22 protein-coding genes are annotated in these 24360 nt (G+C 69.0%); 7 read left to right on the top strand and 15 right to left on the bottom strand.

All coding sequences use genetic code 11. The features are described 5' to 3' along the window. Positions 1-83 precede the first annotated feature (83 nt). The 4 genes from DMC64_RS01880 (at position 84) to DMC64_RS01865 (ending at position 3656) form a co-directional block, all read left to right on the top strand. Complete coding sequence (locus tag DMC64_RS01880; RefSeq protein ID WP_125731647.1) at positions 84-1454, top strand: FAD-binding oxidoreductase; 1371 nt, start codon at positions 84-86, stop codon at positions 1452-1454. Continuing rightward, positions 1451-2206 carry a decaprenylphospho-beta-D-erythro-pentofuranosid-2-ulose 2-reductase gene (locus tag DMC64_RS01875; protein WP_125731645.1) on the top strand — a complete coding sequence of 252 codons (756 nt, stop codon included), beginning with the start codon at positions 1451-1453 and terminating at the stop codon, positions 2204-2206. The genes DMC64_RS01880 and DMC64_RS01875 overlap by 4 nt, the downstream gene beginning before the upstream one ends. Before the next feature lie 170 nt (positions 2207-2376). Further along, positions 2377-3063 (top strand): hypothetical protein, encoded by a 687-nt coding sequence (locus tag DMC64_RS01870; protein ID WP_037333435.1) that lies wholly within the window; start codon positions 2377-2379, stop codon positions 3061-3063. Further along, positions 3063-3656, top strand: coding sequence for a hypothetical protein (locus tag DMC64_RS01865; RefSeq protein ID WP_037333438.1), 594 nt, complete (start codon positions 3063-3065; stop codon positions 3654-3656). Before DMC64_RS01870 ends, DMC64_RS01865 begins: the two co-directional genes overlap by 1 nt. A gap of 79 nt (positions 3657-3735) precedes the next feature. On the opposite strand, the gene DMC64_RS01860 is transcribed toward DMC64_RS01865, so the two are convergent. The 5 genes from DMC64_RS01860 to glf form a co-directional block, all read right to left on the bottom strand. Beyond that, positions 3736-5241, bottom strand: a complete 1506-nt coding sequence (locus DMC64_RS01860) for a hypothetical protein (protein WP_199754849.1) — start codon at positions 5239-5241, stop codon at positions 3736-3738. A gap of 38 nt (positions 5242-5279) precedes the next feature. Beyond that, complete coding sequence (locus tag DMC64_RS01855) at positions 5280-5648, bottom strand: hypothetical protein (RefSeq protein WP_073846051.1); 369 nt, start codon at positions 5646-5648, stop codon at positions 5280-5282. Between the two features lie 98 nt (positions 5649-5746). Beyond that, complete coding sequence (locus DMC64_RS01850) at positions 5747-6706, bottom strand: decaprenyl-phosphate phosphoribosyltransferase (protein ID WP_125731641.1); 960 nt, start codon at positions 6704-6706, stop codon at positions 5747-5749. Then, positions 6703-7218 carry a phosphatase PAP2 family protein gene (locus DMC64_RS01845; RefSeq protein WP_037333445.1) on the bottom strand — a complete coding sequence of 172 codons (516 nt, stop codon included), beginning with the start codon at positions 7216-7218 and terminating at the stop codon, positions 6703-6705. The genes DMC64_RS01850 and DMC64_RS01845 overlap by 4 nt, the downstream gene beginning before the upstream one ends. Then, positions 7211-8437 carry a UDP-galactopyranose mutase gene (gene glf, locus DMC64_RS01840; RefSeq protein WP_037333447.1) on the bottom strand — a complete coding sequence of 409 codons (1227 nt, stop codon included), beginning with the start codon at positions 8435-8437 and terminating at the stop codon, positions 7211-7213. Before glf ends, DMC64_RS01845 begins: the two co-directional genes overlap by 8 nt. 81 nt (positions 8438-8518) lie before the next feature. Here glf and DMC64_RS01835 point away from each other — a divergent pair, with 81 nt between their 5' ends. Continuing rightward, complete coding sequence (locus DMC64_RS01835) at positions 8519-10528, top strand: DUF6541 family protein (RefSeq protein WP_125731639.1); 2010 nt, start codon at positions 8519-8521, stop codon at positions 10526-10528. 283 nt (positions 10529-10811) lie between these two features. Here the strand turns inward: DMC64_RS01835 and DMC64_RS01830 are convergent, their stop codons facing one another. Further along, positions 10812-11705, bottom strand: a complete 894-nt coding sequence (locus tag DMC64_RS01830) for an LLM class flavin-dependent oxidoreductase (protein WP_037333453.1) — start codon at positions 11703-11705, stop codon at positions 10812-10814. A gap of 66 nt (positions 11706-11771) precedes the next feature. Here DMC64_RS01830 and DMC64_RS01825 point away from each other — a divergent pair, with 66 nt between their 5' ends. After that, a complete protein-coding gene (locus DMC64_RS01825; protein WP_233629533.1) occupies positions 11772-12587 on the top strand; it encodes an HAD family hydrolase in 816 nt (271 codons plus the stop codon). Positions 12588-12597: 10 nt separating this feature from the next. Here DMC64_RS01825 and DMC64_RS01820 read toward each other — a convergent pair whose 3' ends face one another. Genes DMC64_RS01820 through DMC64_RS01810 form a run of 3 tightly spaced genes read right to left on the bottom strand, consistent with a single transcriptional unit; the run spans position 12598 to position 16429 of the window. Next, a complete protein-coding gene (locus DMC64_RS01820; protein WP_037333460.1) occupies positions 12598-13332 on the bottom strand; it encodes a 1-acyl-sn-glycerol-3-phosphate acyltransferase in 735 nt (244 codons plus the stop codon). A 53-nt stretch (positions 13333-13385) separates the two neighbouring features. Continuing rightward, a complete protein-coding gene (locus tag DMC64_RS01815) occupies positions 13386-14822 on the bottom strand; it encodes a hypothetical protein (protein WP_125731637.1) in 1437 nt (478 codons plus the stop codon). Continuing rightward, on the bottom strand, positions 14819-16429 hold the full coding sequence (locus DMC64_RS01810) for a hypothetical protein (protein WP_125731635.1): 1611 nt from the start codon (positions 16427-16429) through the stop codon (positions 14819-14821). Before DMC64_RS01810 ends, DMC64_RS01815 begins: the two co-directional genes overlap by 4 nt. A gap of 260 nt (positions 16430-16689) precedes the next feature. Here DMC64_RS01810 and DMC64_RS01805 point away from each other — a divergent pair, with 260 nt between their 5' ends. Next, positions 16690-18627: a DUF6541 family protein gene (locus tag DMC64_RS01805; protein ID WP_125731633.1), complete on the top strand. Its 1938-nt coding sequence runs from the start codon at positions 16690-16692 to the stop codon at positions 18625-18627. A 55-nt stretch (positions 18628-18682) separates the two neighbouring features. Here the strand turns inward: DMC64_RS01805 and DMC64_RS01800 are convergent, their stop codons facing one another. From DMC64_RS01800 to DMC64_RS01775, 6 genes are read right to left on the bottom strand one after another with little or no spacing between them, the layout of a single operon-like run. Further along, the gene (locus tag DMC64_RS01800) at positions 18683-19657 is read right to left on the bottom strand and encodes a lysylphosphatidylglycerol synthase transmembrane domain-containing protein (protein ID WP_125731632.1); all 975 of its coding nucleotides are present in this window, start codon (positions 19655-19657) and stop codon (positions 18683-18685) included. A gap of 34 nt (positions 19658-19691) precedes the next feature. After that, complete coding sequence (locus tag DMC64_RS01795) at positions 19692-20933, bottom strand: acyl-CoA reductase (protein ID WP_125731630.1); 1242 nt, start codon at positions 20931-20933, stop codon at positions 19692-19694. Then, positions 20930-21982: an acyl-protein synthetase gene (locus DMC64_RS01790; RefSeq protein ID WP_125731627.1), complete on the bottom strand. Its 1053-nt coding sequence runs from the start codon at positions 21980-21982 to the stop codon at positions 20930-20932. Before DMC64_RS01790 ends, DMC64_RS01795 begins: the two co-directional genes overlap by 4 nt. Beyond that, entirely contained in the window at positions 21979-23388 is a 1410-nt protein-coding gene (locus tag DMC64_RS01785; protein ID WP_125731625.1) for an AMP-binding protein, read from the bottom strand. The genes DMC64_RS01790 and DMC64_RS01785 overlap by 4 nt, the downstream gene beginning before the upstream one ends. Continuing rightward, complete coding sequence (locus tag DMC64_RS01780) at positions 23388-24113, bottom strand: SDR family NAD(P)-dependent oxidoreductase (RefSeq protein WP_199754847.1); 726 nt, start codon at positions 24111-24113, stop codon at positions 23388-23390. Before DMC64_RS01780 ends, DMC64_RS01785 begins: the two co-directional genes overlap by 1 nt. After that, the gene (locus tag DMC64_RS01775; protein ID WP_016330665.1) at positions 24113-24352 is read right to left on the bottom strand and encodes an acyl carrier protein; all 240 of its coding nucleotides are present in this window, start codon (positions 24350-24352) and stop codon (positions 24113-24115) included. The genes DMC64_RS01780 and DMC64_RS01775 overlap by 1 nt, the downstream gene beginning before the upstream one ends. Positions 24353-24360 lie beyond the last annotated feature (8 nt).

Here is a 24360-nt window from a genome sequence, read left to right as displayed (position 1 = left end):
GCTGGGGCTGATGCGCAAAGTGTAGAAGCGAGCACTTCAGGGTCACGTTCCGGGCAGTGTTCGGCGTGGTTACCCTGGTCGGCGTGACCCAAGCACCCGAGACACAGCGGCAGTCGCTCATGGGCTGGGCGAGGACGTCGCCGAGTATCGCGAACGTCCTGAGCACCCCCGACGTGGAAGCCATCGCCCGCGCGGTGACGCGGGCCGGGGAACGCGGGGTCATCGCGCGTGGTCTCGGCCGCTCGTACGGCGACCCGGCGCAGAACGCGGGCGGCCTGGTCGTGGACATGACCGCGCTGGACCGCATCCACTCGATCGACCCGGATTCCGGCATCGTCGACCTCGACGCCGGGGTCAGCCTCGACAAGCTGATGCGCGAGGGCCTCCCCTACGGCCTGTGGGTCCCGGTGCTGCCGGGCACGCGCCAGGTGACCATCGGCGGCGCGATCGCCAACGACATCCACGGCAAGAACCACCACTCGGCCGGCAGCTTCGGCAACCACGTGGTGTCGATGGACCTGGTCACCGCCGACGGGCAGGTGCGCACGATCACGCCGGACGGCCCCGACGCGGAGCTGTTCTGGGCGACCGTGGCCGGCATCGGCCTGACCGGCATCATCGTCCGCGCCAAGATCCGGATGACGAAGACGGAGACGGCCTACTTCAAGGCCGACATCCAGCGCACCGCGAACCTCGACGAGACGCTGGCGCTGGTCACCGACGGTTCCGAGGACAACTACACGTACTCCTCCGGCTGGTTCGACTCGATCTCCAGGGGCGCGAAGCTCGGCCGCGCCGCCTTCCAGCGCGGCTCGCTCGCCAAACTGGACGAACTGCCGCCCAAGCTGCGGGCCGACCCGCTCAAGTTCAACCCGGGCACCCTGGCGACCCTGCCGGACGTGTTCCCGAACGGGCTGGCGAACAAGCTGTCGTTCTCCGCGATCGGCGAGCTGTACTACCGCAAGACCGCGAAGAACGCGCGCGACCAGATCCAGAGCCTGACCGCCTTCTACCACCCGCTCGACCTGTTCGGCGAGTGGAACCGGGCGTACGGCTCCAAGGGATTCCTGCAGTACCAGTTCAGCACGCCACTGAACGCGCACGAGCCGCTGCGCCGGATCATCCAGAAGGTCGCGGACTCCGGGCACGTGTCGTTCCTCAACGTGTTCAAGCAGATGGGCGAGGGCAACGCGGCGCCGCTGTCGTTCCCGCACCCCGGCTGGATGGTCTGCCTCGACTTCCCGATCAAGGACGGGCTGAGCCGGTTCTGCCAGGAACTCGACGAGGACGTGCTCGCCCTCGGCGGCCGTCTGTACACGGCGAAGGACTCGCGCACCTCCGCGGAGAACTTCGCGAAGATGTACCCGCGGCTCGAGGAATGGCGCAAGGTCCGCGCTTCCGTAGACCCCGAAGGCGTTTTCGCCTCTGACATGTCCCGAAGGTTGGAACTGTGATCGACGCTGTGGGCAACCCCCAGTCCCTGCTGCTGCTCGGCGGCACCTCCGACATCGCGCTCGCGATCGCGGAGAAGTACCTGTCCGAGAAGCCGCTTCGGGTCGTGCTGGCCGGACGGCAGTCGCCGCGGCTCGACGCGGCCGCTCAGCGCCTGAAGGACAAGGGCGCCGAAGTGTCCACCGTCGACTTCGACGCGAAGGCGCTGGACACCCACCCCGGTGTGCTGGACAAGGCCTTCGAGGGTGGCGACATCGACGTCACCGTCGTGGCGTTCGGCCTGCTCGGCGACCAGGAAGAGCTGTGGCAGGACCACGCGAAGGCCGTCGAGGCGGCGACCGTGAACTACACGGCCGCGGTGTCGGTCGGGGTCGCGCTGTCGAACAAGCTCAAGACGCAGGGACACGGCAAGGTCATCGCGCTGTCCTCGGTCGCCGGTGAGCGGGTCCGCCGGTCGAATTTCGTCTACGGCTCCTCCAAGGCCGGTTTCGACGGCTTCTACCTGGGCCTCGGCGAGGCGCTGGCGGAGTTCGGCGTGCAGATCACCGTCGTCCGGTCCGGCCAGGTCCGGACCAAGATGACCGAAGGCCTCAAGGACGCCCCGCTGACGGTGGACGTCGAGCAGGTCGCCGAGACCGCCGTCGCCGCCTCGCGCGCCGGCAAGGAACTGGTGTGGTCGCCCGCGCCGTTCCGGCTGGTCATGTCCGCCCTGCGGCACATCCCCCGGCCGATCTTCCGGAAGCTGCCGATCTAAGTGGTCACCATCGGAAGTCCTCCGGGGGTCTCGACGGTCCAGCTTCCCGCTGGGCGCACGGCCGCGAGGCCCGAGTACGACCCGGTACGAGGACCTCACGACCGCACGCCCAGCGGAAACCTGAATCCGCCGAATACCCCCGAAGGACTTCTGATGGCAACCACTGAGGAATGAACCTCGGCTATCCGCTCGGGGCCGCGTCACAGGCCCTGCCTTCACTGCGCCCGGGCGAACGGCTGCTGTGGGCCGCGTACGGCCGGACGCTGAACTACGACGTGCGCGGCCTCGATCCCTGGGGTGTGCCGAAGAAGAGCGTGCTGAGCAAGCTCGGGTCGGGCGCGGCGAATTTCGCCGGGGACATGGTCGGCGCGGCGCTGGGCGGGGGTGACGACAGCGGCCGGTCGAATCCGCCGTCGCCGCAGGTCATCGTGCTCGGCGAGCAGGGCGGCCTCGCGCACGCGGCGGTGCGGGGGCTGTCCACCAGCGGATCGCTCGCGCGGCTGTGGGCGCTCACCAGCGCGCGGCTGCTGGTGCTGGAGAAGGCCGTCACGCCGGAGAAGCCCTCGGAGAAGTCGTTCCTGTCGAAGGCGATCGGGTTCGGCAAGGACATCGCCGCGATCATGACCACGAAGACCTACGGCGAGAACGCGGCGGGCGTCCCGATCGCGCGGCACGAGATGGTGCCGTGCGCCGAGATCCCGCGCCAGTCGATCGCCGGGTTCGCCGTCGCCGAGCACGGCAAGAAGCGGCGCCCGTGTCTCCGCGCGTCCTTTGTGGACGGGTCGGGGATGGATTTCCTGTTCGACTGCGACGATCCCCGGCAGTTCGCCTGGCTCCACTCGGTGACGGTGAGCTGATGGAGAACACGCTTCCGATGGCGAAGTCCGTCGACGAGATCGTCGAACGGGAACTGCACCGGTTCTGGCTCGCGCCCGGTGAACGCCTGATCATCGGCTGCCCGCCCGCGCATGGCTACGTCGGTCTCGTGCTGGACGGCGAGCTCACGCTGCCCTATTCGGCGTCGCGGGAAACCCCCGCGGTGACCGGGAAGACGCGGTGGCCGCTGCCCGCGTCGGACGTCCTCCAAGGCGACTGGACCGACGACCCGACGATCGCGTACTGGGTCGTCGCGCGGACCGCGGACCAGACCGCCGTGCGGCTCGCGGACCATCTCGCGGGAGGCAAGGGCGAGGCGCGGCTGACGCTTTCGGATCGGCGGCTGGCCGTCGTGTACCCGGCGCGGCTGTTGGAGGGCGAGGATCCCGCGCAGCCGTTCCGGACCTTCGAGGAGATGCCGTCGGGGGTGGTGCGTTCGGTCTCCGCGCTCTACCTGGGCCGGAGTTTCCCGCCGCGGCCGGTGCTCCAGTTCGTCTTCGCCGACGGGTCCGTGGTCTACCAGCGGGACATGCTGGCCGTCACGAAGGCCGACCGGGCCCGTTCCCGCCGCTGACCCCTCGCATTTCGTCCTCTGAATGCGATAGTGCGCGATGCCAACTACCGCATTCAGAGGACGAAATGCGGGCGGGTGGTCAGCGGGCCGGGAGGAGATAAAGGCTTTGCGTGCCCATCCACGGCGAGTGGATGGTCCAGGTCGCCAGCGCGTTCGCGGGCGGGGCCTTGCTGGTGGTGGCCAGCACCAGATCCGGCGTCGCGGGCGGGACGCTGTGGTCGAAGAACCGGAAGTTCGCCGCCAGCAGCGCCTTCCCCAGTTCGCTGCTGCGGTTCTTCGTCTCGATGATCGCCGGGTCGACGGAGCCGCGGTCGGAGAACTGGTCGACGATGTCGCAATCGCAGGAGTACGCGAGCGCGCCGACCTCGCCCGCGCTCTCCACCTTGCGTCCCTTGGTCAGTTCGGCCAGTTGCGAGCCGATCGCGCGGTATTCGTCCGACGCGGCGTGATTGCTGGTGATGGGCGCGAACCGCCGCGGCAGTTCGGGAGCGGCGTAGGCGACGGCGCTCGTCAGCAGGAACGCGCCCGCGAGGATCCCCGCCCCGAGCCGGGCCCGGCCGGGTACCGCGCAGGCCGCGGCGGCGAGGAAGACCGTCGCGCCGATGATGCTGGGCGCGTAGTACCAGTGGTACGGCGGGACGTTCAGCCAGCAATAGGCCAGATAGTGCGCCGCGCCGGCGATGGCGAGGGTCGCGAACGGCAACAGGCGCTTCGCCCGCTCCGAGCCACGCCGGAAATGGAACGTCCACAGTAGACCGGCGAGCGCGCCGATCACGAGCGGCAGGAAGGAAAGCGTCGCCGCCACCGGGAAGTTGCGCCAGTACAGCAGCGGGCCGTTGGTGAAGCTGAACGGTCCCCACGAACGCTGCATGATCTTGATGACCAGGGTGTCCGGCACCGCCGAACCCAGCACCAGCCAGCTGAACCCGAACCACGGCAGCATCACCGCGAGCGCGGCGAACGTCATCCGCCAGATGCCCACCCAGAATTCGCGGCGCCCGAGGAACAGCACGAACGCGATCAGCAGCAGATCGATCCGGATCAGCGCGATCAGGCCGATCATCGCGCCCGCGGCGGCGGGCCGCCGTTCGTGCAGGAACACCATCGTCCAGACGACGGCCGCCGCGCCGAGGGCGACTTCGAGGCCGACCGACGACAGCAGCAGCGGGTTCACCAGCAGCAGGCCCAGCGCGAGCGGGGCGAACCCACGCGAGAGACCGGTCGCGGCGCCGATCCGGCGGAGGCCGAGGACGAGCGCCACCTGGCTCGCGACGAAGACGATCCCGGCGGCGAAGACGGCGTCTCGCACGATGAAGGTGACGAGCGCCAGCACGAGGACGTTCAGCGGCGACGTCGCGGTGTTGGCGGTGCCTTCTTCGATCAGACCCCAGTGGCCGTGGAAGGCTAGGTTCTTCGCGTACGAGAGCGTGATGTACGTGTCGTCGATCAAATGCCCGCTGACCAGCACGAACACCAGGGCCGACGCCACCGCCGCCCCGGCCGGGAGCACCCAGGGTCGGGTAAGGACGGCGGCTCCCGGCAGCGCACCGGGAGCCTGGGGCAGATCAGCGGAGGCGCTTCGCATCACGAACACCGTACACGGTGCCGTGATGATTCCGTTATCTACCCGCCGTGGCGCTGGTCACGCCAGCCGGGGCCGTCACGGAAGTCGCGATCCATGCCATGGCCGCCGGGGCCACGGTGTTCACGGGAGAAACCGGGCCGGTCGCCGTCACGGGAAGCCAGTCCGACGGCGGTGCCGATGATGCCGCCACCGAGGACGAAGCCGAGTACGCCGACCGCGACCAGTTGCGTCGCGCGGTGCCCGGCGAAGCGGCGGAAACCGCCCTTCGCGGGCGGAGCCTGCTGCGCCGGAACCCAGCCCGGCGGTGGGCCCGCGGGGGCGGCGGCCGGGGTCTCGGCGGGCTTCTCGGCGGCGGGCTGCTCGACCGTCTTGTCCTCGTCTTCGGACGGCCGCTGCTGGTCGGTCATCTTTCGCTCCTCAGGCTGATGGGGGCGGGCTGTGTGCCCGCCCCCATCACCGAGGATGCGTGCGCTTCCTATGGATGCGCTGTGTGTGAGCTGTCGAATCAGAGATAGAACGACAGGAACAGCGTGATGACCCAGCTCGCGCCGAGCACCTGGAGCACGCGGTCCTTGAGCGCGATCTCCTCCGGCTCGCCCGCGTTGCCGCCGTCGACGTCGACGGCGTAGCGCAGGACGGCCACCACGAACGGCACCATCGAGACGACCGCCCAGACCGAGTCGTGCTCGACCTGGCGGATCTCGAAGGCCCACAGGCAGTAGGACATGATCAGGATCGCCGCGGACGTCGCCCAGACGAACCGCAGGTAGCTCGCCGAGTACTTCTTGAGCGAAGACCGGATCTTCGCCCCGGTGCGCTCGAAGAGCATGATCTCGGCGTAACGCTTGCCCGCCACCATGAACAGCGAGCCGAACGCGGTGACCAGCAGGAACCACTGCGAAAGCGCGATACCCGCGGCCACACCACCGGCGATCGACCGCATCAGGAAGCCCGAGCCGACGATGGCCAGATCGACCACCGGCTGGTGCTTGAGCCCGAAGCAGTAGCCGAGCTGGACGGCCTCGTAGACCGCCAGCACGACCGCGAGCTGCCAGCTGGCGAAGAACGAGATGCCGAGACCGGCGGCGAAGAACACGCCCGCCGCGACGAACGCCACCGGCACCGGCACGATCCCGGCCGCGATCGGCCGGTTCCGCTTGGTCGGGTGCGCCCGGTCCGCCTCGACGTCGATCGCGTCGTTGATGAGATAGACCGAGGAGGCCACCAGCGAGAACGCCGCGAAGGCGATCAGCGCGGCGATCAGCAGGCCGGACCGGTCCGTCGACTTCGAAAAGGCGAAGAACGGTGCGGCGAACACCAGCACGTTCTTCACCCACTGGCGCGGGCGTGCCGTTTTGATGATGCCGCCGACGAGACCGCCGGCGACCTTCTTCGGCTCGGCGGCCTCGGCCACGGGTTCTACGTCGTCAGGCTTGGAATCGGCCTTCTCGGTCGTTTCACTCATCGTCGCTTCAGCTTCCTACGTATCAAGCCGCCGACTACGCCCCCAAGGGCCGCTCCGGCCAGAACGTCGGTCGGGTAGTGGACGCCGAGCACGAGCCGGGAGGCCAGCATCGGCGGTACCAGGGCCGGGACCAGGTTACGCCCGGTCAATCCGGAGTAGAGCACCGCCGCCGCCGTAGTCGAGGTCGCGTGCGAGGACGGGAAGCTCAGCTTGCTCGGCGTGGAGACCAGGACCTCGACGCTCGGGTGGTCCGGTCGCGGCCGCCTGACCACGCGTTTCACCGCGATGGACGCGGCGTGCGCGCCGACGACCCCGGCCGCCGCGACCAGCCAGTCCTTGCGGCGCTTCTTGTCGACCGCGGCCCCGACGAGCCCCAGCGCGAACCAGCCCGCGCTGTGCTCGCCGAAGTGCGAAAGACCGCGTGCCGCCTTCACCGTGACGTCGCTCTTGAGGACGCCCTGAGCCTTCGCGAGGACGGCTACCTCACCCGTGGGTGCGCCCTTCTCAAGCATCGAGGGACCCATCGAGAGGCGCGCCATCGGTCAGGTGCGGCGCGATCTTGTTGTCGAACGCGGACAGCGCCGAACCGATGGCCATGTGCATGTCGAGGTACTTGTAGGTACCGAGACGGCCGCCGAACAGCACGTTCTTGTTCTTGGCCTCGGCCTTCGCCAGCTCGCGGTAGGCCTCGAGCTTCTCGCGGTTCTCCGGGGTGTTGATCGGGTAGTACGGCTCGTCGGCCTCGCCGGCGAAGCGGGAGTACTCGCGGAACACGACCGTCTTGTCGTTCGGGTAGTGCTTGCGCTCCGGGTGGAAGTGCCGGAACTCGATGATCCGGGTGTAGGGCACTTCTTCGTCGTTGTAGTTGACGACCGAGGCGCCCTGGAAGTCACCGGTCTCGACGACCTCGGACTCGAAGTCCACGGTGCGCCAGGTGAAGCGGCCCGCGGAGTAGTCGAAGTAGCGGTCCAGCGGCCCGGTGTAGACGGTCGGGGTGCCGGCGGGGATGTGCTCGCGGACGTCGAAGTAGTCGACGTTCAGCCGCACCTCGATGTTCTCGTGCTCCGCCATCTTCTCGAGCCACGCGGTGTAGCCGTTGACCGGCAGCCCCTCGTAGGTGTCGTTGAAGTAGCGGTTGTCGAAGGTGTAGCGGACCGGGAGCCGGGTGATGATGTCGGCGCCGAGGTTCTTCGGGTCGTTCTCCCACTGCTTGGCCGTGTAGCCGCGGATGAACGCCTCGTAGAGCGGGCGGCCGATCAGCGAGATGGCCTTTTCCTCGAGGTTTTGCGCGTTCGCGGTCTCGAACTCCGACGCCTGCTTGGCGATCAGCTCGCGGGCCTCGTCCGGCGTGTGGGACTTGCCGAAGAACTGGTTGATCAGCGCCAGGTTCATCGGCAGCGGGTACACCTGACCCTGGTACTTGCCGAACACCCGGTGCTGGTAGTTCGTGAAGTCGGTGAAGCGGTTGACGTACTCCCACACACGCTTGTTGGAGGTGTGGAACAGGTGCGCACCGTAGCGGTGCACCTCGATCCCGGTCTCGGGCTCGGCCTCGGAGTAGGCGTTGCCACCGATGTGGTGACGCCGCTCCAGCACGAGGACCTTCTTGCCGAGCTCGGCCGCGGCCCGTTCGGCGACGGTCAGCCCGAAGAATCCGGACCCGACCACGATGAGGTCGTAGCCGGTGAAATCGGCTTCAGTAATCTTGTCGGGGTTCGTGTGCGCGCTCACGGGCGTCGAGGGTACGCACGTCGACTCCGTGCCCTGCAGCGAGCACCGGTTTTCACCTTCGACAGACACATTTAGGAAGCAGTGCCTACTCCGGACACCTTCTGGTCGTACTTCGGTGCGACCCTCACCTACCTGGCCGTCCTCGCGGTCCCCGGCGGGCTCGTCGGCCGCGCCGCGGGCCTGCGTGGCTGGGCCCTGGCGGGGCTGGCCCCGCTGCTGTCCTACACGGTAACCGGACTGGCCGGTCCGTGGCTGGCACTCGCGGGCGTGTCGTACAACCCCCTGACCGTGGCGGCCGTCACGGCAGTGCTCGCCGGACTGGGCTTCGGCCTCCGCAAGCTGGGGCAGAGCCGCGGCTGGATCAAGCCGGGCGCCGAGGAACCGCCGACGAAGTGGCACCCGCGCGCGCACTACGCCGTCGCGGCCTGCGTCGCGCTGGCCGTCGGCATCTCGATCCTCGTGGTGCTATCGGCCCGCGGCGGCACGACGGCGGTGTTCCAGCGCTGGGACACCGTGTTCCACGCGAACGGCATCCGCTACATCGCCGAGACCGGCGACGGCTCGCTGACCGGGATGGGCACCATCAACTGGTACCCGGACGGCTCGTTCTACCCGAACGCGTATCACCTGGTCGGCTCGCTCGTGTACTCGATCTCGGGCACGACCATCCCGGTCACGCTGAACGCCATCACCATGCCGGTCGCCGGGATCTTCGCGCTGTCGATGGTCGCCCTGATCCGCCAGCTCGGCGGGCGCGCGGTGTTCGCCGGCTGCACGGCGCTGGTGGCCGCGGCGGCCACCACCGGAGCGTACGAGTCGGTGTCCAGCGGGCTGCTGCCGTTCGCGCTGGGGATCGTGCTGACGCCGCTGGCCGTGGTCGCGCTGGCCCGCTTCCTCGCGCGGCCCGGCCTCGACACCGGCTACGTGCTCGCGCTGACCGCGGTTGGCCTGCTGGCGGCGCATTCCTCGGCCCTGTTCGGTGCGCTGCTGTTCGCCTTCCCGCTGGTGGTGCAGCGCTGGTACCGCGCGCTGCGGCACAAGCCGCTCGACGGCGTGCCCGAAGGCCGCGGCGGCTGGTGGGTCATCGGCGGCGACGTCGTCAAGATGGTGCCGGTGATGGTGGGGAGCGCGCTGCTCGCGGCCCCGCACATCCTCGGCGCCCTGAAGTTCACTTCGGGTTCATACCCTTATTACGCGTGGGGCTCCGACCTGCCGGTGCTGAAGTCGCTGGGGCTGCTGGTGACCTTCCGGCAGGTGCTGAGCGCGCCGCAGGTGTGGCTGACGGTGCTGCTGGTGATCGGCGTGCTGAGCCTCTTCCGGCTCGGGCGGATGCGCTGGGTGGGGCTTTCGGCGATCGGCTTCTCGGCGCTGTTCGTGCTGGTCGCCTCGTTCGGCGCCGAACCGTGGGTGATCTCGCTGTCGCGGCCCTGGTGGAACGACCGGTACCGGCTGATGGCGCTCGCCGCGATCCCGCTGTGCCTGCTCGCCGGGCACGGGATGGCGGAGCTACAGCGCTGGTTCGCGAAGTGGGCGAGCGGCCGGTCCTGGGTGAAGAGCCGTCCCGCGCTGCCCGCCAGGCTGGGGCTGGCGACCGCCGTGTTCGTCGTGGCCGCGTCGGCCGTGCTGACCAAGGGTTTCTACACCGAGTCGAACGCGCACGCGGTGTCGTTCCTGTACTACAACGGGCCCGAGGGCGAGGTCACGCCGCCGGTCAGCGCCGACGAACTGGCCGCGATGAACGAGCTGACCAAGATGAACATCGGACCGGACGAGAAGGTGCTCAACGAGCGCTTCGACGGGACGGCGTGGCTGTACGCGATCACCGGGATCCACCCCATCGCCGGGCACTACGACCCGGGTGTGCCGCCGCCGGACGCGAAGTATCTGGCGCTGCACTTCCGCGACTACGACACCGACCCCGAGGTGCGGGCCGCGGTGCGGCGGCTGAACATCAAGCACGTGCTGATCGGGAGCACCCCGATCAAGATCGGTGAGCCGCCGGCGCCGGGGCTGCGGGATCTGGACGGGCTGGACTTCCTGCGGAAGGACTTCTCGAACGCGGGCGCTTCGATCTACACGCTGACGCGCTGACGGCAGCCCTTCACGGATGTCATGAAAGGGCCGTTCAGGACATCTTTTGTCCTGAACGGCCCTTTCATGACGTTCGGACCGGTGCCGGGTCGGAAAAGATAAAAGGCTCGCGTGGTCGCGGACTGCCCCTGCCGCGACCACGCGAGCCTTTCGTCCCCCATTCACCCCCGGGGTGACCCATGAGGGGCAGCCGTCGTCGGCCACACCCACTCGCTGTACTTGTTCTTCAGACGACTACTGGGCGGAACCGGTTTACCCGGCTCGCCAACGTCACCCGATCGGCCTAAGAGCTTCTTCCCTGGAGTACCGGGAGTACGTCGCTCACGACCTCTTCGAGCGTCGACTCGCGGCCGACGTAGTAATCGCCGGACCTCGGCCAATGCGTGACGATGTCGGTGAACCCGAGTTCACCGGCCCGTCCGGCGGCGTCGGTGAACGCGCCCACGCTCTCGAGGGAGAAGACCGGCGCCGCGTCGAGGCTCAGGAACCGCTGCACGCTCGCCTTGTCCCGGCCCACGGCGTCGAGCCGCTCGTCGAAGGTCTTCACGAGCTCCGCGACCCCCTTCCACCACTCGTCCTGGGTCTCCGCCTTGACGCCAGTGGTGGCCCAGCCCGCGCCGAACCGCGCGGCGAGCGTCATCGTGCGGGGGCCGTTCGCGGCCACGAGGAACGGCAGCCGCGGCCGCTGCACGCAGCCCGGCAGGTTCCGCGCGCCCTTGGCCCGGTAGTACTCGCCCTCGAAGTCGAAACCGTCGGTCATCAAGAGCCCGTCGAGCGCTTCGACGAACTCGGCGAAACGGTCCGTGCGCTGCTTGACCGACAGTTCGGGGCCGTCGAGCACGGTGGCGTCGTAGTTGGTGTTCGGGACGCCCGCGCCGACGCCGAGGATGAAGCGGCCGTCGGAGATGTCGTCGAGGGTGGTCAGCTCGCGGGTGAACGGCACGGGATGCCGGGCGACCGGCGACGCCACGAAGGTGCCCAGTCTGATCCGCGACGTCACCATCGCGGCCGCCGTCAACGTCGGCATCGCACTGAACCACGGGCCGTCGACGAGGGTCCGCCAGCCGAGGTGGTCGTACGTCCAAGCGTGGTCGAAGCCGTACTCCTCGGCGGCCCGCCATTTCGGCTCGGCCGCCCACCAACGATCTTCCGGAAGGATCACGATGCCTACGCGCACACCGGGAAGGTACTGGTCCAGACCGACACTTCGCCCGATGGGCGGATCTTCGGGGACAATGTGCCGGTGGAAAAGCCCCTCTTGATCGCCTCCGACGTCGACGGCACCCTGCTCGCCCCGCTGGAGGTCCTGTCCGAACGCACGATCGACATCGTCCGGCGGGTGACCGAGGACGGAGTCCCCTTCGTGCTGGCCAGCGGCCGTCCGCCGCGCTGGATCGCCCCGATCGCGAACCCGCTGGGCCTCACCGGCTACGCGGTCTGCGCGAACGGCGCGGTGCTCTACGAGATCGGGACGGACCGGATCGTGGCGGTCCACGGCCTGCTCGAACCGGCACTGCTGCACGACACCGTGAGTGCTCTTGATCACGCCCTTCCCGGCTGCCGGTTCGCCGCGGAACGGGTCGGCGAGTCCGCGCAGGACCCGCGTGTCCGCAGCTTCGTGATCGAGCCCGACTACCACAATCCGTGGGGCAACCACGAGGGCGCGGAGGCGCCGCGGGCCGAGGTGATCGGGCATCCGGCGATCAAGCTGCTGATCAGCAGGCGCGGGATGAGCTCCGACGAGATGGCGCGGGCGGCGCGTGAGGTGCTCGACGGCTCCGTCGACATCACCTACTCGACCGACACCGGCCTGATCGAGGTCGCCGCGCACGGCATCACGAAGGCGACCGGGCTGGCCGAGGTCTGCGAGCGGCTGGACGTGCCCGCCGAGCGGGTGATCGCGTTCGGGGACATGCCCAACGACGTCGAGATGCTCGGCTGGGCAGGCCACGGCGTCGCGATGGCCAACGGGCACCGCTACGTGTTCGACGTCGCCGACGAGGTGACGGGACCGAACTCCGAGGACGGCGTCGCGCAGGTGCTGGAGCGCTGGTTCTGAGACGACCTGGCTAGCGGCCTTCGCGGTCGAGCTTCGCGGCCTCTTCCGGCGTCGGCGCGGTGCCGCCGAGGTGCGCGGGCAGCCACCAGCGCTCGTCGTCGGAGGAGGGCTTCTCCGGGTAGTCGGCCTGGACGCGGTCCACGAGCGCCGACATCCGCACGCGAAGGTCCTTCGAAAGAACTTCGGCGTCTTCGTCGGCCTTCGGGTGCATCGGCTCGCCGACGAGGATCGAGATCGGCACGTGGCGTTTGGTGAGGTCCTTCGGGCGGCCCTTGGTCCACAGCCGCTGCGTGCCCCACAGCGCCATCGGCACCACCGGGACACCCGCCTCGGCGGCCATCCGGACGGCGCCGGATTTGATGTCCTTCACGGTGAACGACCGGCTGATCGTGGCTTCGGGGAACACGCCGACGACCTCACCGGCCTTGAGGCGCTCGACGGCTTCCCGGTACGAGGCGAGACCCGCGCCGCGGTCGACGGAGATGTGGTGCATGCCGCGCATGAGCGGTCCGGCGACGCGGTTGCTGAAGATCTCCTTCTTCGCCATGAACCTGACCAGGCGTTTCGCCGGCTGCGCGCCAAGCCCGCAGAAGATGAAGTCGAGATAGCTCACGTGGTTGCAGGCGATGACCGCCCCGCCCTTCGACGGGATGTGCTCGGTCCCCTCCACCCGGATGCGGTTGTCCAGCACCCGGAACATCAACTTCGCCGCCATGATGACGGGCGGGTAAACGAGCTCAGCCATTCGTTCAGGTTACGCTACCGTAGGGTAACCAACCTACGGTCGCGTAGGTCACATCACTCCGAGCGCTCCTGACGCGCGAAGGTCACCACCGCCAGGACGACGCCGAGCAACGTGCAGTACAGGGCGATCACCTGGTGTTTGACGTTCTCCAGCCCGTCGCCCAGCGCCGCCAGCACGAACTGCCCGGCGGCCACGGCGAGCAGGAAGCCCAGCACGACACCCATCGCCGTGCGCCGGGTCTTCCAGCCACGCCAGGCGATCAGGGCCCATATCGGCAGCAGGGCGAAGAAACCCAGTGGCGCCAGCAGTTTCGTCGCGGTCGAGACGATCGGGACGCGATACTCCTGCGTTTCCGGGGCGAAGCCGGCCGACTGGTCGAAGCTGCCGAGGTAGGGCGGCCGCGCGGTGAGCAGATCGCCCGCCGCGCGGTCCAGGATCTCGACGGTGCGGAAAGGATGCGTCGCGAAGTATTCGACGACGTTGCGCCTGCTGATCTGCTCGCGGTACTTCGGGTACTCGGGGTCCAGCGTCGCGGGCTTCGGATGCCACCAGCCGTTGCCCGCGTACTGGCCGAACGAGGCGGGCAATCCCAACGCGGCGAGGTCGGCTTCGGTGTCGTGCCGACCGTCCACAATGGTCAAGAAGATCGTGTTGAACATGTTGATCTCGCGCGAATCGTCGCCCGGCCGCACGGCGAGAGAGCCGTCAGGCAGCTTCGCGGGCTCGACGGTCTGCTGCGCGTAGGCCGTTCCGCCGGCGAGCGCGCCGATGACGAACACGACGGGGAGCCAGCGCTTCAGGCCGCGGACGCCCGCCGGGCGGACGAGCACCGCGGCGAGCGCGAGCAACGGCAGGATCATCAGCGTCTGGACCTTGGCGTTGACCGCGATCACGCCACCGAAGAGCAGCACGGCCAAGCCCGCGTAGCGCCACCAGTCCGGCCTCGCGGACACCAGGAGACCCCCGACGGCGAGCAGGAGACCGAGGAACGCGGCGCCTTCGCCGAGCACGGACGCGAAGTAGCCGAAGAATGCGGAGTCCGCGACGACGAGCAGAAGCCCGACAGCCGCGAAGCCACGGACGCGGCGCGAGTACGGCAGCCCGACGACGATCAGCGCGACCGCCGCGGCGGCGAGGACGCTGGCGAGCACGCCGAGCACCACCAGGCTGAGCGTCGATTCGAGGCCGAGCACGCCGCCGATCGACCGTGCGATCCGCGCGAACCAGCTCTGGGTCAGGAGGTAGGTGGCGTCGCATTCGCCTGCCGGGACGGTGTAGGCGAGGTGGACGAAGCCCTCCGGCTTGCCCTTCCACGGGATGCCCGCGCCGCACAGCACGCGGAAACCGTCACCGTTGTCGGCCATCCCGACCGGCCTCGGCACGAGGAAACGCGCCAGCAGCACGGTGAGCGCGGCGGCGAAAACGCCGACGCCGAACAGGCGCGACGATGCTTCGAGCGCGGCCGGTCTACTGGGGGAAACGACACTCACGCAGGGCACGGTACGTGGCGGAAATCGGGTGAGCGGTCGAGGGCCGCCCTGACCACCCGCTCGACGTCCGCCCGCAGGAACACGGTGATCCACGACGAGCTTCCTTCACGCGCGAAGGTCGCGACGCGGTACCTCGCCGCGTACGCCGGGTCGATCACGCAGGATTGCTTCGCCGAATAGCCGCTGTCGGTGATGACGGCGATCGTCGGATGGCGCCGGGAGACGACGGCCTCACCCGCTTCCTCCGTCTGACCGCGGACGCCGACGATCTGCAGCTGCGTCCCGGCGTGATACGACAGCACGCCGGGCGCCGACGTGCTCACGACCGAACCGGGCGGCAGGTAGGCGTCGAGCCAACGGCCGATCTCCTCCAGCTGCGCGCCGTGGTCGTGCCAGGCGCGCACCCGGCCCAGCATCTCCGGACTGAACACCGACACCAGCACCGCGAGCCCGGACAGTGCCACCGCGGCGGCGGGCATCAGTCGTTGGATCGGCGGCCGAGGCCGGGGGCTCGGCTTCGCTGCCACCATCAGCACGCCGTAGACCGACACCGCCGCCACCGACAGCAGCGGCGGGATCGGCGCCAGCAAACGCCAGGCCGGCGCGGCGTCGCCGCCGAAGAACACCACGAACCCGGTGAGCGCGACGGCGGTGGCGAGCATCAGCCAGGTCAGCGAGCGGGCTTCGGCCTCGTGCGGGGTCCGGCCGGTGCGGCGCAGCGACAGCGCCACCACCGAGATCAGGCCGAGCAGCAGGAATCCTTGGTGGACCACGGAGAAACCCGACAGGTACTGCCACCCGCGGTCGATCCGGGACTGGAGGTCGAGATCGAAGGGGATGACGACCGAGGTCGGCAGGACATGGTCGTAGTAGGTCACCCGCCAGGCCGTCCAGGGCGCGGCGAAGACGAGCCCGCCGAGCAGCCAGCCCACCGGCGACCACCAGGTGTACCGGCCGCGCAGGGCGGCGACGACCAGCCAGCAGCCCACCAGCACCGCGAGCAGGATGCCCGCCGGACGCGTCATCATCGCGAAGGCCACGAGCACCCCCGCGACCACCGGCCGCCGGGCCGCGAGCGCGGCGAAGACGCCGAACACGAGCAGCACGAACAAGGGCGTCTCGGTACCAGAGCCGCCGTACGCGGCGAGGCCTCCGGCACCGGCGACGAGCACCGCGGCGGCCACCCCGTAGGCGGGCCGCGGCTCACCCGCGGCCCGCGCGACCACCCGGTTCACCGTCACGTACGCGAGCAGGACGGCGCCGAGCGTGGCGAGAATGCCGAGTACGACCGCGGAGGTCTCGATATCGGCCCCGAAAGCGGCTTTCGGCAACGCGATCACGATCATCCAGAGGAAATTCGTGTACCCCTCGATCCGCTCGCCGGTGTTGAACACCGGCCCATTGCCGTCGGCGATGTTCTGGGCGTATCGGAAGGTGATGTACGCGTCTTCCGCGATGGTCGAAAACACCAGCTGGTGCACCAGCGAGAAACCGAGGGTCAGCATCAGCGCGGCGGCACGCCGGCCCTTGTCCACGCCGATCTTGGGCCAGGCGACCAGCACGAAGATCGCGACCGCGGACCAGGCGACGACAAGCGCGACCACCACCTGATCCCACCCTCCCGGGCCGAGCGCTCCGTGTGCGAAAAGACTACGGTCAAGTATCGATCACCGCGCCGAGGTGTTTCTTTCGGCGCAGTCAATTGACACGAATGGGCGAGCGATGTGTGCGCCGAGTAAACGGAGTCGCGCGGTTTTCCCCGTCGGGATGTGACTCCTTCGGGTATCGGTCCCCGGTGGTTAATCTGGCTTCCCATTCCGTTCCGCACCTCGGGGGTTCTGTGCGGATTCCCCAGCCGAGGTAGCCCGTGCCCACCCACACCTCCCTGTCGGCCGACGTCCTCACGATGGTCGTCGCGCTGCTCGTCATCGGCCTCCCCGGTCTGCTCACCGGTCTCGCCGCCGGCCTGCGCGGCTGGGTGCTCGCGGGGATGACGCCGTTGCTGAGTTACGCCATCGGCGGGCTCGCGGGACCGTGGGCGGCCGCGCTCGGGCTGCCGTTCACTCCCGTGACGTACGCGGTCGCGACGGTCCTGTTCGCCGGGGTCGCGTTCGGCCTGCGGCGGCTCACGCTGCGCCGGTGGCCGCCCGCGCCGGAAGAACCGCTGTGGGGACGCTCCGGGCACCTCGCCGTCGGGGCCTGCCTGCTGCTCGCGGCCGCCGTCGGGATGTACGCGGTGATCCGTGGCATGGGCAGGCTGGACGCCATCCCGCAGGGGTTCGACGCGGTGTATCACGCGAACGGCGTCCGGCAGATCGCCGAAACCGGGGACGGCAGCCTGTTCGGCACCGGCGAGGTGAACTGGTACGGCGACGCGGCGCCGGTGTTCTACCCCAACGCGTACCACCTGCTCGCGTCCGTGGTGTACCTGCTGAGCCCGGCGACCATCCCGCTGACCCTGGACGTGAACACCGCGCTGCTGCCCGCGCTCCTGGCGTTGTCGCTGGTCACGATGGTGCGCGTGTTCCGGGGACGCGCGGTGTTCGCGGGTGCCGTCGCCCTCGTCTCGATCGCGCCGGTGATGGGCCTGTACGAATCGATGAGCAGGGGACCTTTGCTCCCGTTCCTGCTCGGCCTCGCGTTGACGCCGCTGGCCGCCGTCGCGGTGAAGCGGTACCTCGACCGTCCCGCACCCGACACCGGATTCGTGCTGCTGGTGAGCGCCGTCGGACTGCTGTGCGTGCACTCGTCGGCGTTGTTCGGCGCGATCCTGTTCGCCGGCCCGCTCCTGCTGCAGCGGTGGATCGCGCCCGGGGAACGGTGGCGGCGGATCGGACGTGACCTGCGCGCGCTGGCGATCGTCGGGGTCGTCGCGATCCTGGTGGCGTGGCTGCAGCTGTTCGGCGCGATCGGGCTCGCGAGCGGCGAGGTGCCTTACCGCAGCTGGCCGGTCGAATGGCGGGCGACGACCGCGCTCGGCGCGCTGCTCGGCTTCCAGCACCACGAGCCGTATCCGCAGATCTGGCTTTCCGTGGCGTTGTTGCTGGGCTTCATCTTCTTCTCGCGCGCGGGCGCGCTGCGCTGGATCGGGGTCACGGCGCTGATCACCGGGCTCGCCTACATCGCGGTGACGTCGTCCGAGCAGCCGCTCGTGCTGGCGCTGTCCCGGCCGTGGTGGAACGACCCGTACCGGTTCATGTCGATGGCGGCGATCCCGCTGTCGATCATCGCGGCGCACGGCCTCGCCGAGACGCAGGCGTGGCTGCGGGACAACGTCGCGCACCGGAAGGTGCCCGCGTTCGCCGTCGCGGTGGTGGTGTTCGGCGCGTTCGCCTTCCTCAGCAACGGTTTCTACGCGCCGTCCAACGCGGCGAAGGTCGCGCCCGGCTACGCGAACACCCCCGGCGTCGACCAGCACAAACTGCCGGTGAGCCCGGACGAGGTCGTCGCGATGGAGAAGCTCGCCGAGTTCGCGAAGCCCGGCGAGCGCGCGCTGAACGACCGCTTGGACGGGACGGTGTGGACCTACGCGCTCTCCGGCGTCCGCACGACTTCCGGGCATTTCGACGAGACGCTGTCGCCGTCGGACGCGCGGCTGCTGGAGTGGCACTTCCGCGAGTACCCGTCGAACGCCCAGGTGCGGGCGGCGGTGGCGCGGCTGAACGTGCGGTGGGTGATCCTCGGGCAGTACGGCTACCCGACCGGCGCCCCGCGCCAGGCGGGCCTGCGCGATCTGGACGGGCTGAACTTCGTGACCGAGGTGTACCGGAACCCCGACGCCGTCATCTACCGGCTGAACCCCTGACGCATTTCGTCCTCTGAATGCGGTCCTTGCACGCGCAAGGACCGCAATTAGTCGACTAATTGCGGGGGCGGGTGACGAGGCGGGCCGAGAGGGCGGCACCGCCGGCGGTGATCAGGTCCGCGACGGTGAACATCACCCGCGAGGCGATGGCGAAGGCCGTCGCCTGGACGACGGTGAGACCCGACGCGGTCAGCACGGCGACCTGCGCGACCTCGCGGACGCCGACCCCGCTGGGCAGGATGAACGCGAAAGTCCCGACGGTCATCGCGACCGCCATCGCGCCGACGCACAGCACGAAACCGCTGAAGCCCGGCGTGCCGACGGAGTTCGCCAGCAGCCACAGGTGCACACCCTGCAGCGCCCACGCGGCCGTCGACGAGCCGAAGACCTTCCCGACGACCGACCAGCTCAGCCGGTGGTCCAGCGGCGGGCGGCGCAGGATCCGCAGCACCAGCGACGTGCCCCAGGTGAGCACACGCGGGTGCAGCATCGCCAGCCCGACGGGGATGAGCACGAACAGCCACATCGCCCGCGGGCTGTTGCTGAACACCGCGGGGGCCGCGAGCAGCGAGACGACCAGCGCGGACACCACGCCGACGCCGAGCTGGATCAGCGAGCCGGTGAAGATCCGGGCCCTGGCGAGCCCGGCCTTGCGGCCCAGTTCCATCTGCAGCAGGTACGCCCACACCGAACCCGGCACGTACTTGCCGAGCGAGCCGACCAGGCAGATCTGCGCGCCGCGGGCGTAGCCGATCGGCTTGCCGAGGTCGTCGACCATGACCTGCCAGCCGTAGGTCGACACCATGATCGCGGCGATGAGCGCGAGCAGGCTCAACGTGGAAGATTCCCACGCGACCTCGGACAAGGTCCGCCAGAATTCACCCCAATTGGTGACCAAGGTTTTCGCCGCGAAACCGACGACCAGCAGGATGGCGACCCAGCGGACGACGTCGAGGATCTTCGCCTTGGTGGATTTCGGTTGCTTTACGGAAACCGAAGTGTCCTCTTCGGGCGTTTCGACCGTCGTCACTGAACCTCCTCTGCTGCTACCTCGTCACCGCAGGTCAGGCCTGTACGGTCACCAAGCGGCTGAACTCGGTCAGCAGATCGTAGCCGTCCCAAATCGCGGAGAACGTCAGGGCCGAGCCGAAGGGAACGATCCGGTCGACGCCGCGGCCGGCCAATTCCGTCACGAATTCCGTCAATTCTTCTTTGGTGAAGCCGAATTGACCGACGGTTTGATCTTTGCGGAGCACGATCGGGACGAGGTCGGAAAGCGTGTCGACCCGCGCGTTGGCGAAAGTGCCCGCGCCGAGCCATTCGCGTGGCAGGACGGCGGGGTCGGCCAGCTCCAGCGTCGCGATGCCGTTGCCCTGGAACTCGATGCCGCTGACGAGCCCGTCGACGGCCGCGCCGTACGCCGAAACCCGCTTCTGCACGGCCATGGCGGGCTCGGTGACGTGCTGTTTCGTCGCCAGCACCTCGGCGAGCAGCTTCCGGAACTCCTGCCCTGCTTCGCGGGCGCCGTCTTCTTCGCCGACCCAGAACACCGCACGCGGCGACGAGCAGGCGGCCTGGTCGAACCAGTACGAGTCGTTGTAGAAGCCCTCGGCGGCACCGCGACGCTCGGCCTCGGAGGCGTTCTGCCAGCCACGCACCGACGCGACCGCGAACGACGACCGGTCCGGGAAGGTCAGGTCGCGGGCGTGCGGCGCGAGCGGGTACTTGCGCAGCGCGGCGACCGAGGCGTCGCCGCCCCAGATCACCCGCAGATCCGCGGCGACCGACAGCGCGCCGCTGATCGCGTCGCTGCGGTCGTAGGTGACCATGCGCTGCGTCGCGGTGATCGCGGCGGCGGTGTCGGCGTCCACTTCGGACAGTGCGGCGTTCAGTGCTTCCAGCACCGTTTCGGCGGCACCGGCCGAACGCGAGGAGACACGGACGACGTTGTGGTTGCCCGCCAGTGCCGAAAGCGCCCATGAGTACACGAAGATCGTGTCGACGTTGGCGGGCGGCACGTGGAAGACCAGCCCGCGCGGAAACCGCAGCGCGTCGCCGGAAGTCTCCAAAGTGGACAGTGCTTTGGCGATCTCTCCCTTGCGCAGGAAGAAACCCAGCGAAGCCAGCTCCGGGAAACGACGGGCCGTCGCGGGTGCGAGCAGCTTGCGCGCGAACTTCGTCAGGAATTCGACGACACGCGGGTCGCCGACGCGGAGCCGTCCGCCGACGGGTTCGGCCCGCAGCTCCTCGACCAGCTTGTCGACCTCGATCGCGTCGCCGATCGGAAAACGCTGGTTGAGACTCATGCCGCCGCTCCCTGGAAGGTGTCCGAGCAACCGCGGGCCTCGGCCTTGGGCAGCCTGCCCATGACCGAGAAGTGCTTGCCCGGCCAGTCGCCGTCGTCGATCCCGTTGTAGACACCGAGGTCTTCGGTGAGCAGGACGTGGCCCGGGTACGAACGCGGCAGCGTGCTGACGACCTCGATCACCCCGGGCTCGCCGACCGGCTGCTCTTCCCAGGTCTCCGGGTTCCGGATCACCACGTCGGCGAAATCGGGGCAGTACAGCGAGTTCCCGGACGGTCCTTCGAGGAACACGGTGCCGATCTGCTCGATCATCCCGTAGTAGTTGTGGATCCGGGTGAGCCCGGTGTCCTCTTTGAAGCGGCGGCGGAACTCGGTGTTGTCGACCGCGCGGTCGATCAGCTTCTTCCAGCCGCCGGAGTGGATCAGGATCCCGTTGGAGAGATCCAGCTCGTGCTCGCGGGCGACCTCGTAGAGGTACTGCCACACCATGAAGGTGAAGCCGAAGATCAGGAACGGCTTGTCGCCGTAGGTCGCCAGGAACGTCTTGACCGCCTCGACGTCCGGCTGGTCGTTCTCGTCGAGCACGTAGGTGTGCTTGCGGCCGAAGTTCGCCATGCCCAGCACGCCCGCACCGCGCGCGGAGAACGAGCGGCGGTTCTTGATGATGCCGATCGTGTCGACCATCAGCATCGGCAGGCGCTCGCCGCCGAGGACTTCCTGAAGGGTGGCGCCGAGCTGCTTGGTCTGCGCGCCGGCGGCCTCCTTGTCCAGGTAGATCCGGGACGCGCCCGCGCCGGTGGTGCCCGAGGAGGTCAGCGTCTTGAAGATCTCGGACTCGGGGATGCTGCGCAGGTCGTGCGTCTTGAACATCCGCACCGGCAGCCACGGCAGATCCGCGATGGAGCTGAACGAAGCGTCCCGCGCGATGCCGAGCGACGACAGGATGCGCTCGTAGCCCTCGGAGTTCTCGCGGTGGTGCGCGGTCAGTTCGGCGAGCTGCGGAAGCAGATGCTTCTCGCGCTCGGTCTGGGACAACGTAAAGACGCTCATACCTGGGCCTCCAGCGACCGGTAGTCGATCTTGCCGCTGGCGAGCAACGGCACGGTGTCGATGGGGCGGACGTCGAACCCGCTCGTGTGCAGGTGCAGCCGCTCGGACAACGCCTTCGCGGCGTCCTTGCAGATGGCCTTGGCTCCGTCGCCCTCGGGCAACTCAGCGAACAGGACGACCTTGTCCCCGGCCGGGACGGCGGCCACGACGTCGATCCCCACCGAAGCCGAACGCACGGCGTGCTCGAGATCATCCAGGCTGACCCGGTTGCCGAAGACCTTGCCGATCCGCTTGAGGCGTCCGGTGATGTAGAGGAACCCGTCCTCGTCGAGGTAACCGAGGTCGCCGGTGGCCAGCACGCCACCGTATTCGTCACCCGCGGCCAGCCCGGCCTCGTCCTCGGCGTAGCCCATCATCACGTTGGGCCCGCGGTAGACGACCTCGCCGACGATCTTCGGATGCGTGGTCTCGGAACCGTCCTCGCGCCGGATCGCGAACGAGCCGCCGGGCAGCGCGGGCCCGGCCGAACCGAGCTTCTCCGCGAGCCGTTCTGCCGGGACGGTGGTCATCCGCGGGGCGGCCTCGGTCTGCCCGTACATCACGAACATCCGCCCGCCGACCGCGCGGATCTTGTCGTTGAACTGGGCGACGAGATCGTCGCGCAGCTTGCCGCCCGCCTGGGTCAGCGTGCGCAACGTCGGGTACTTCGCCGGGTCGAACTTGAGGCGCCGCAACATCTCGTAGTGGTACGGCACCCCGGCGAGCGAGGTGACCTTGTGTTCGTTGACCGCGTCCCAGAACCCGCGGCCCAGCACGCCGGACGGCTCGATGACCACGGTCGCGCCGCGGACGAGATGCGAGTTCAGCACGGACAGGCCGTAGCTGTAGTGCAGCGGAAGGCTGGTCGGCGCGATCTCGTGGCGGTCGATGCCGAGCACCTCGGCGATCGCGTCGGCGTTGGCGTACACCGCGCCGCGCGAGAGCCGCACCAGCTTAGGATTCCCGGTGGAACCGCTGGTCGGCAGCAGGACCGCGAGATGCGGATGCGGCTCGACCCCTTCGGCGGACTCCCGGACCCAGTGGCCGTCGGAGACGCCGTACCCCTCGGGGGCGGGCGCGTCCGGCGCGGACAGCACGGCGGCCGGGCGGAAACGCTCGATGAGCCCCGCCAGGACGTCGGCGTCCAGCGCCGGGTCGATCAGCGCGATCGCGCGGCCCGCCTCGAACGCGCCGAGGTAGTTCAGGACGCTGGAGAGGTCCACCGACATGCGCGCGAACAGCGCGCCAGGCGGCAGCAGCGACAACGCGGCACCCACGCGGGTGACCTCGGTGTCGAGTTCCTCGCCCTCGAGCGTCCTGCCGCTCGTGACGTCGATCAGTCGCGCACCCACACCCAGAAGGGTCATCAGAGAACTAATCCTCCATCGATGCCCAGCACCTGCCCGGTGATGAACGAAGCGTCATCACTGACGAGGAACCGGATCGCGTTCGCCACGTCCTCGGGCGTCCCGAGGCGCCCCAGCGGGGTCTTGCCGATGTTCTCGGCCTTGGCGTCCTCGGTCAGGCCGGAGGTCAGGTCGGTGTCGATGACGCCGGGCGCCACCGCGTTGACCCGGATCCCGGACCGGCCGAGTTCCTTCGCGGCCGAACGCGCGATGTTCGCCACCGCCGCCTTCGAGGCCGCGTACACCGTCTGACCGGCGCTTCCGTGCTCGCCGACGATCGAAGCCAGCACCACGATCGCCCCGGTCTTCTTGCGCATCATCGCCCTGGCCGCGGCCTGGACGGTGTGCAGCGTGCCGGCGACGTTCGTGCTCAGCGTGGTGTCGACCAGTTCCTCGCGGATCATGCCGAGGAGCGCGTCCTCCATGATCCCGGCGTTGGCGACCACGATGTCGAGCTTGCCGTGTTCCTTGGCCACCCCGCGGACCAGCGTCGACACGGCCTTGGCGTCGGTGACGTCCAGGGCGAGCCCGCTCGCGGCCCCCGCCGCGGCCGCCGCTTCCTTGGCCTTCGCCTCGTCGCGGCCGGTCAGCACCACGGTGGCGCCCGCCTCGGCGAGCGCCCGCACGGTGGCCAGTCCGATCCCCCGGGTCCCCCCGGTGACCAGGGCGACCTTTCCGTCCAGCATCACTTGGACTGGAGGTCGGTCACCATGTCGACGGCGACCTTGAAGCTGGACATGTCGATCACCTGGTCGGTGTCGAATTCCACATCGAACTCGTCCTCGATGGCCGCGACCAGCGCCATGTGACCGACCGAGTCCCAGGCCTCGATGTCGCGGTACTTCAGGTTTTCGACGTCGACCTCGGCGTCGAGGTCCAGCGCCTCGACGAAGACCTCACGCAGCTTGCCGGCGACATCCGCCATGTCCGTAC

The sequence above is a fragment of the Amycolatopsis sp. WAC 04197 genome (genome assembly GCF_003947475.1).
GTDB lineage: Bacteria > Actinomycetota > Actinomycetes > Mycobacteriales > Pseudonocardiaceae > Amycolatopsis > Amycolatopsis japonica.
This window is presented reverse-complemented; position numbering and strand designations above follow the sequence as displayed.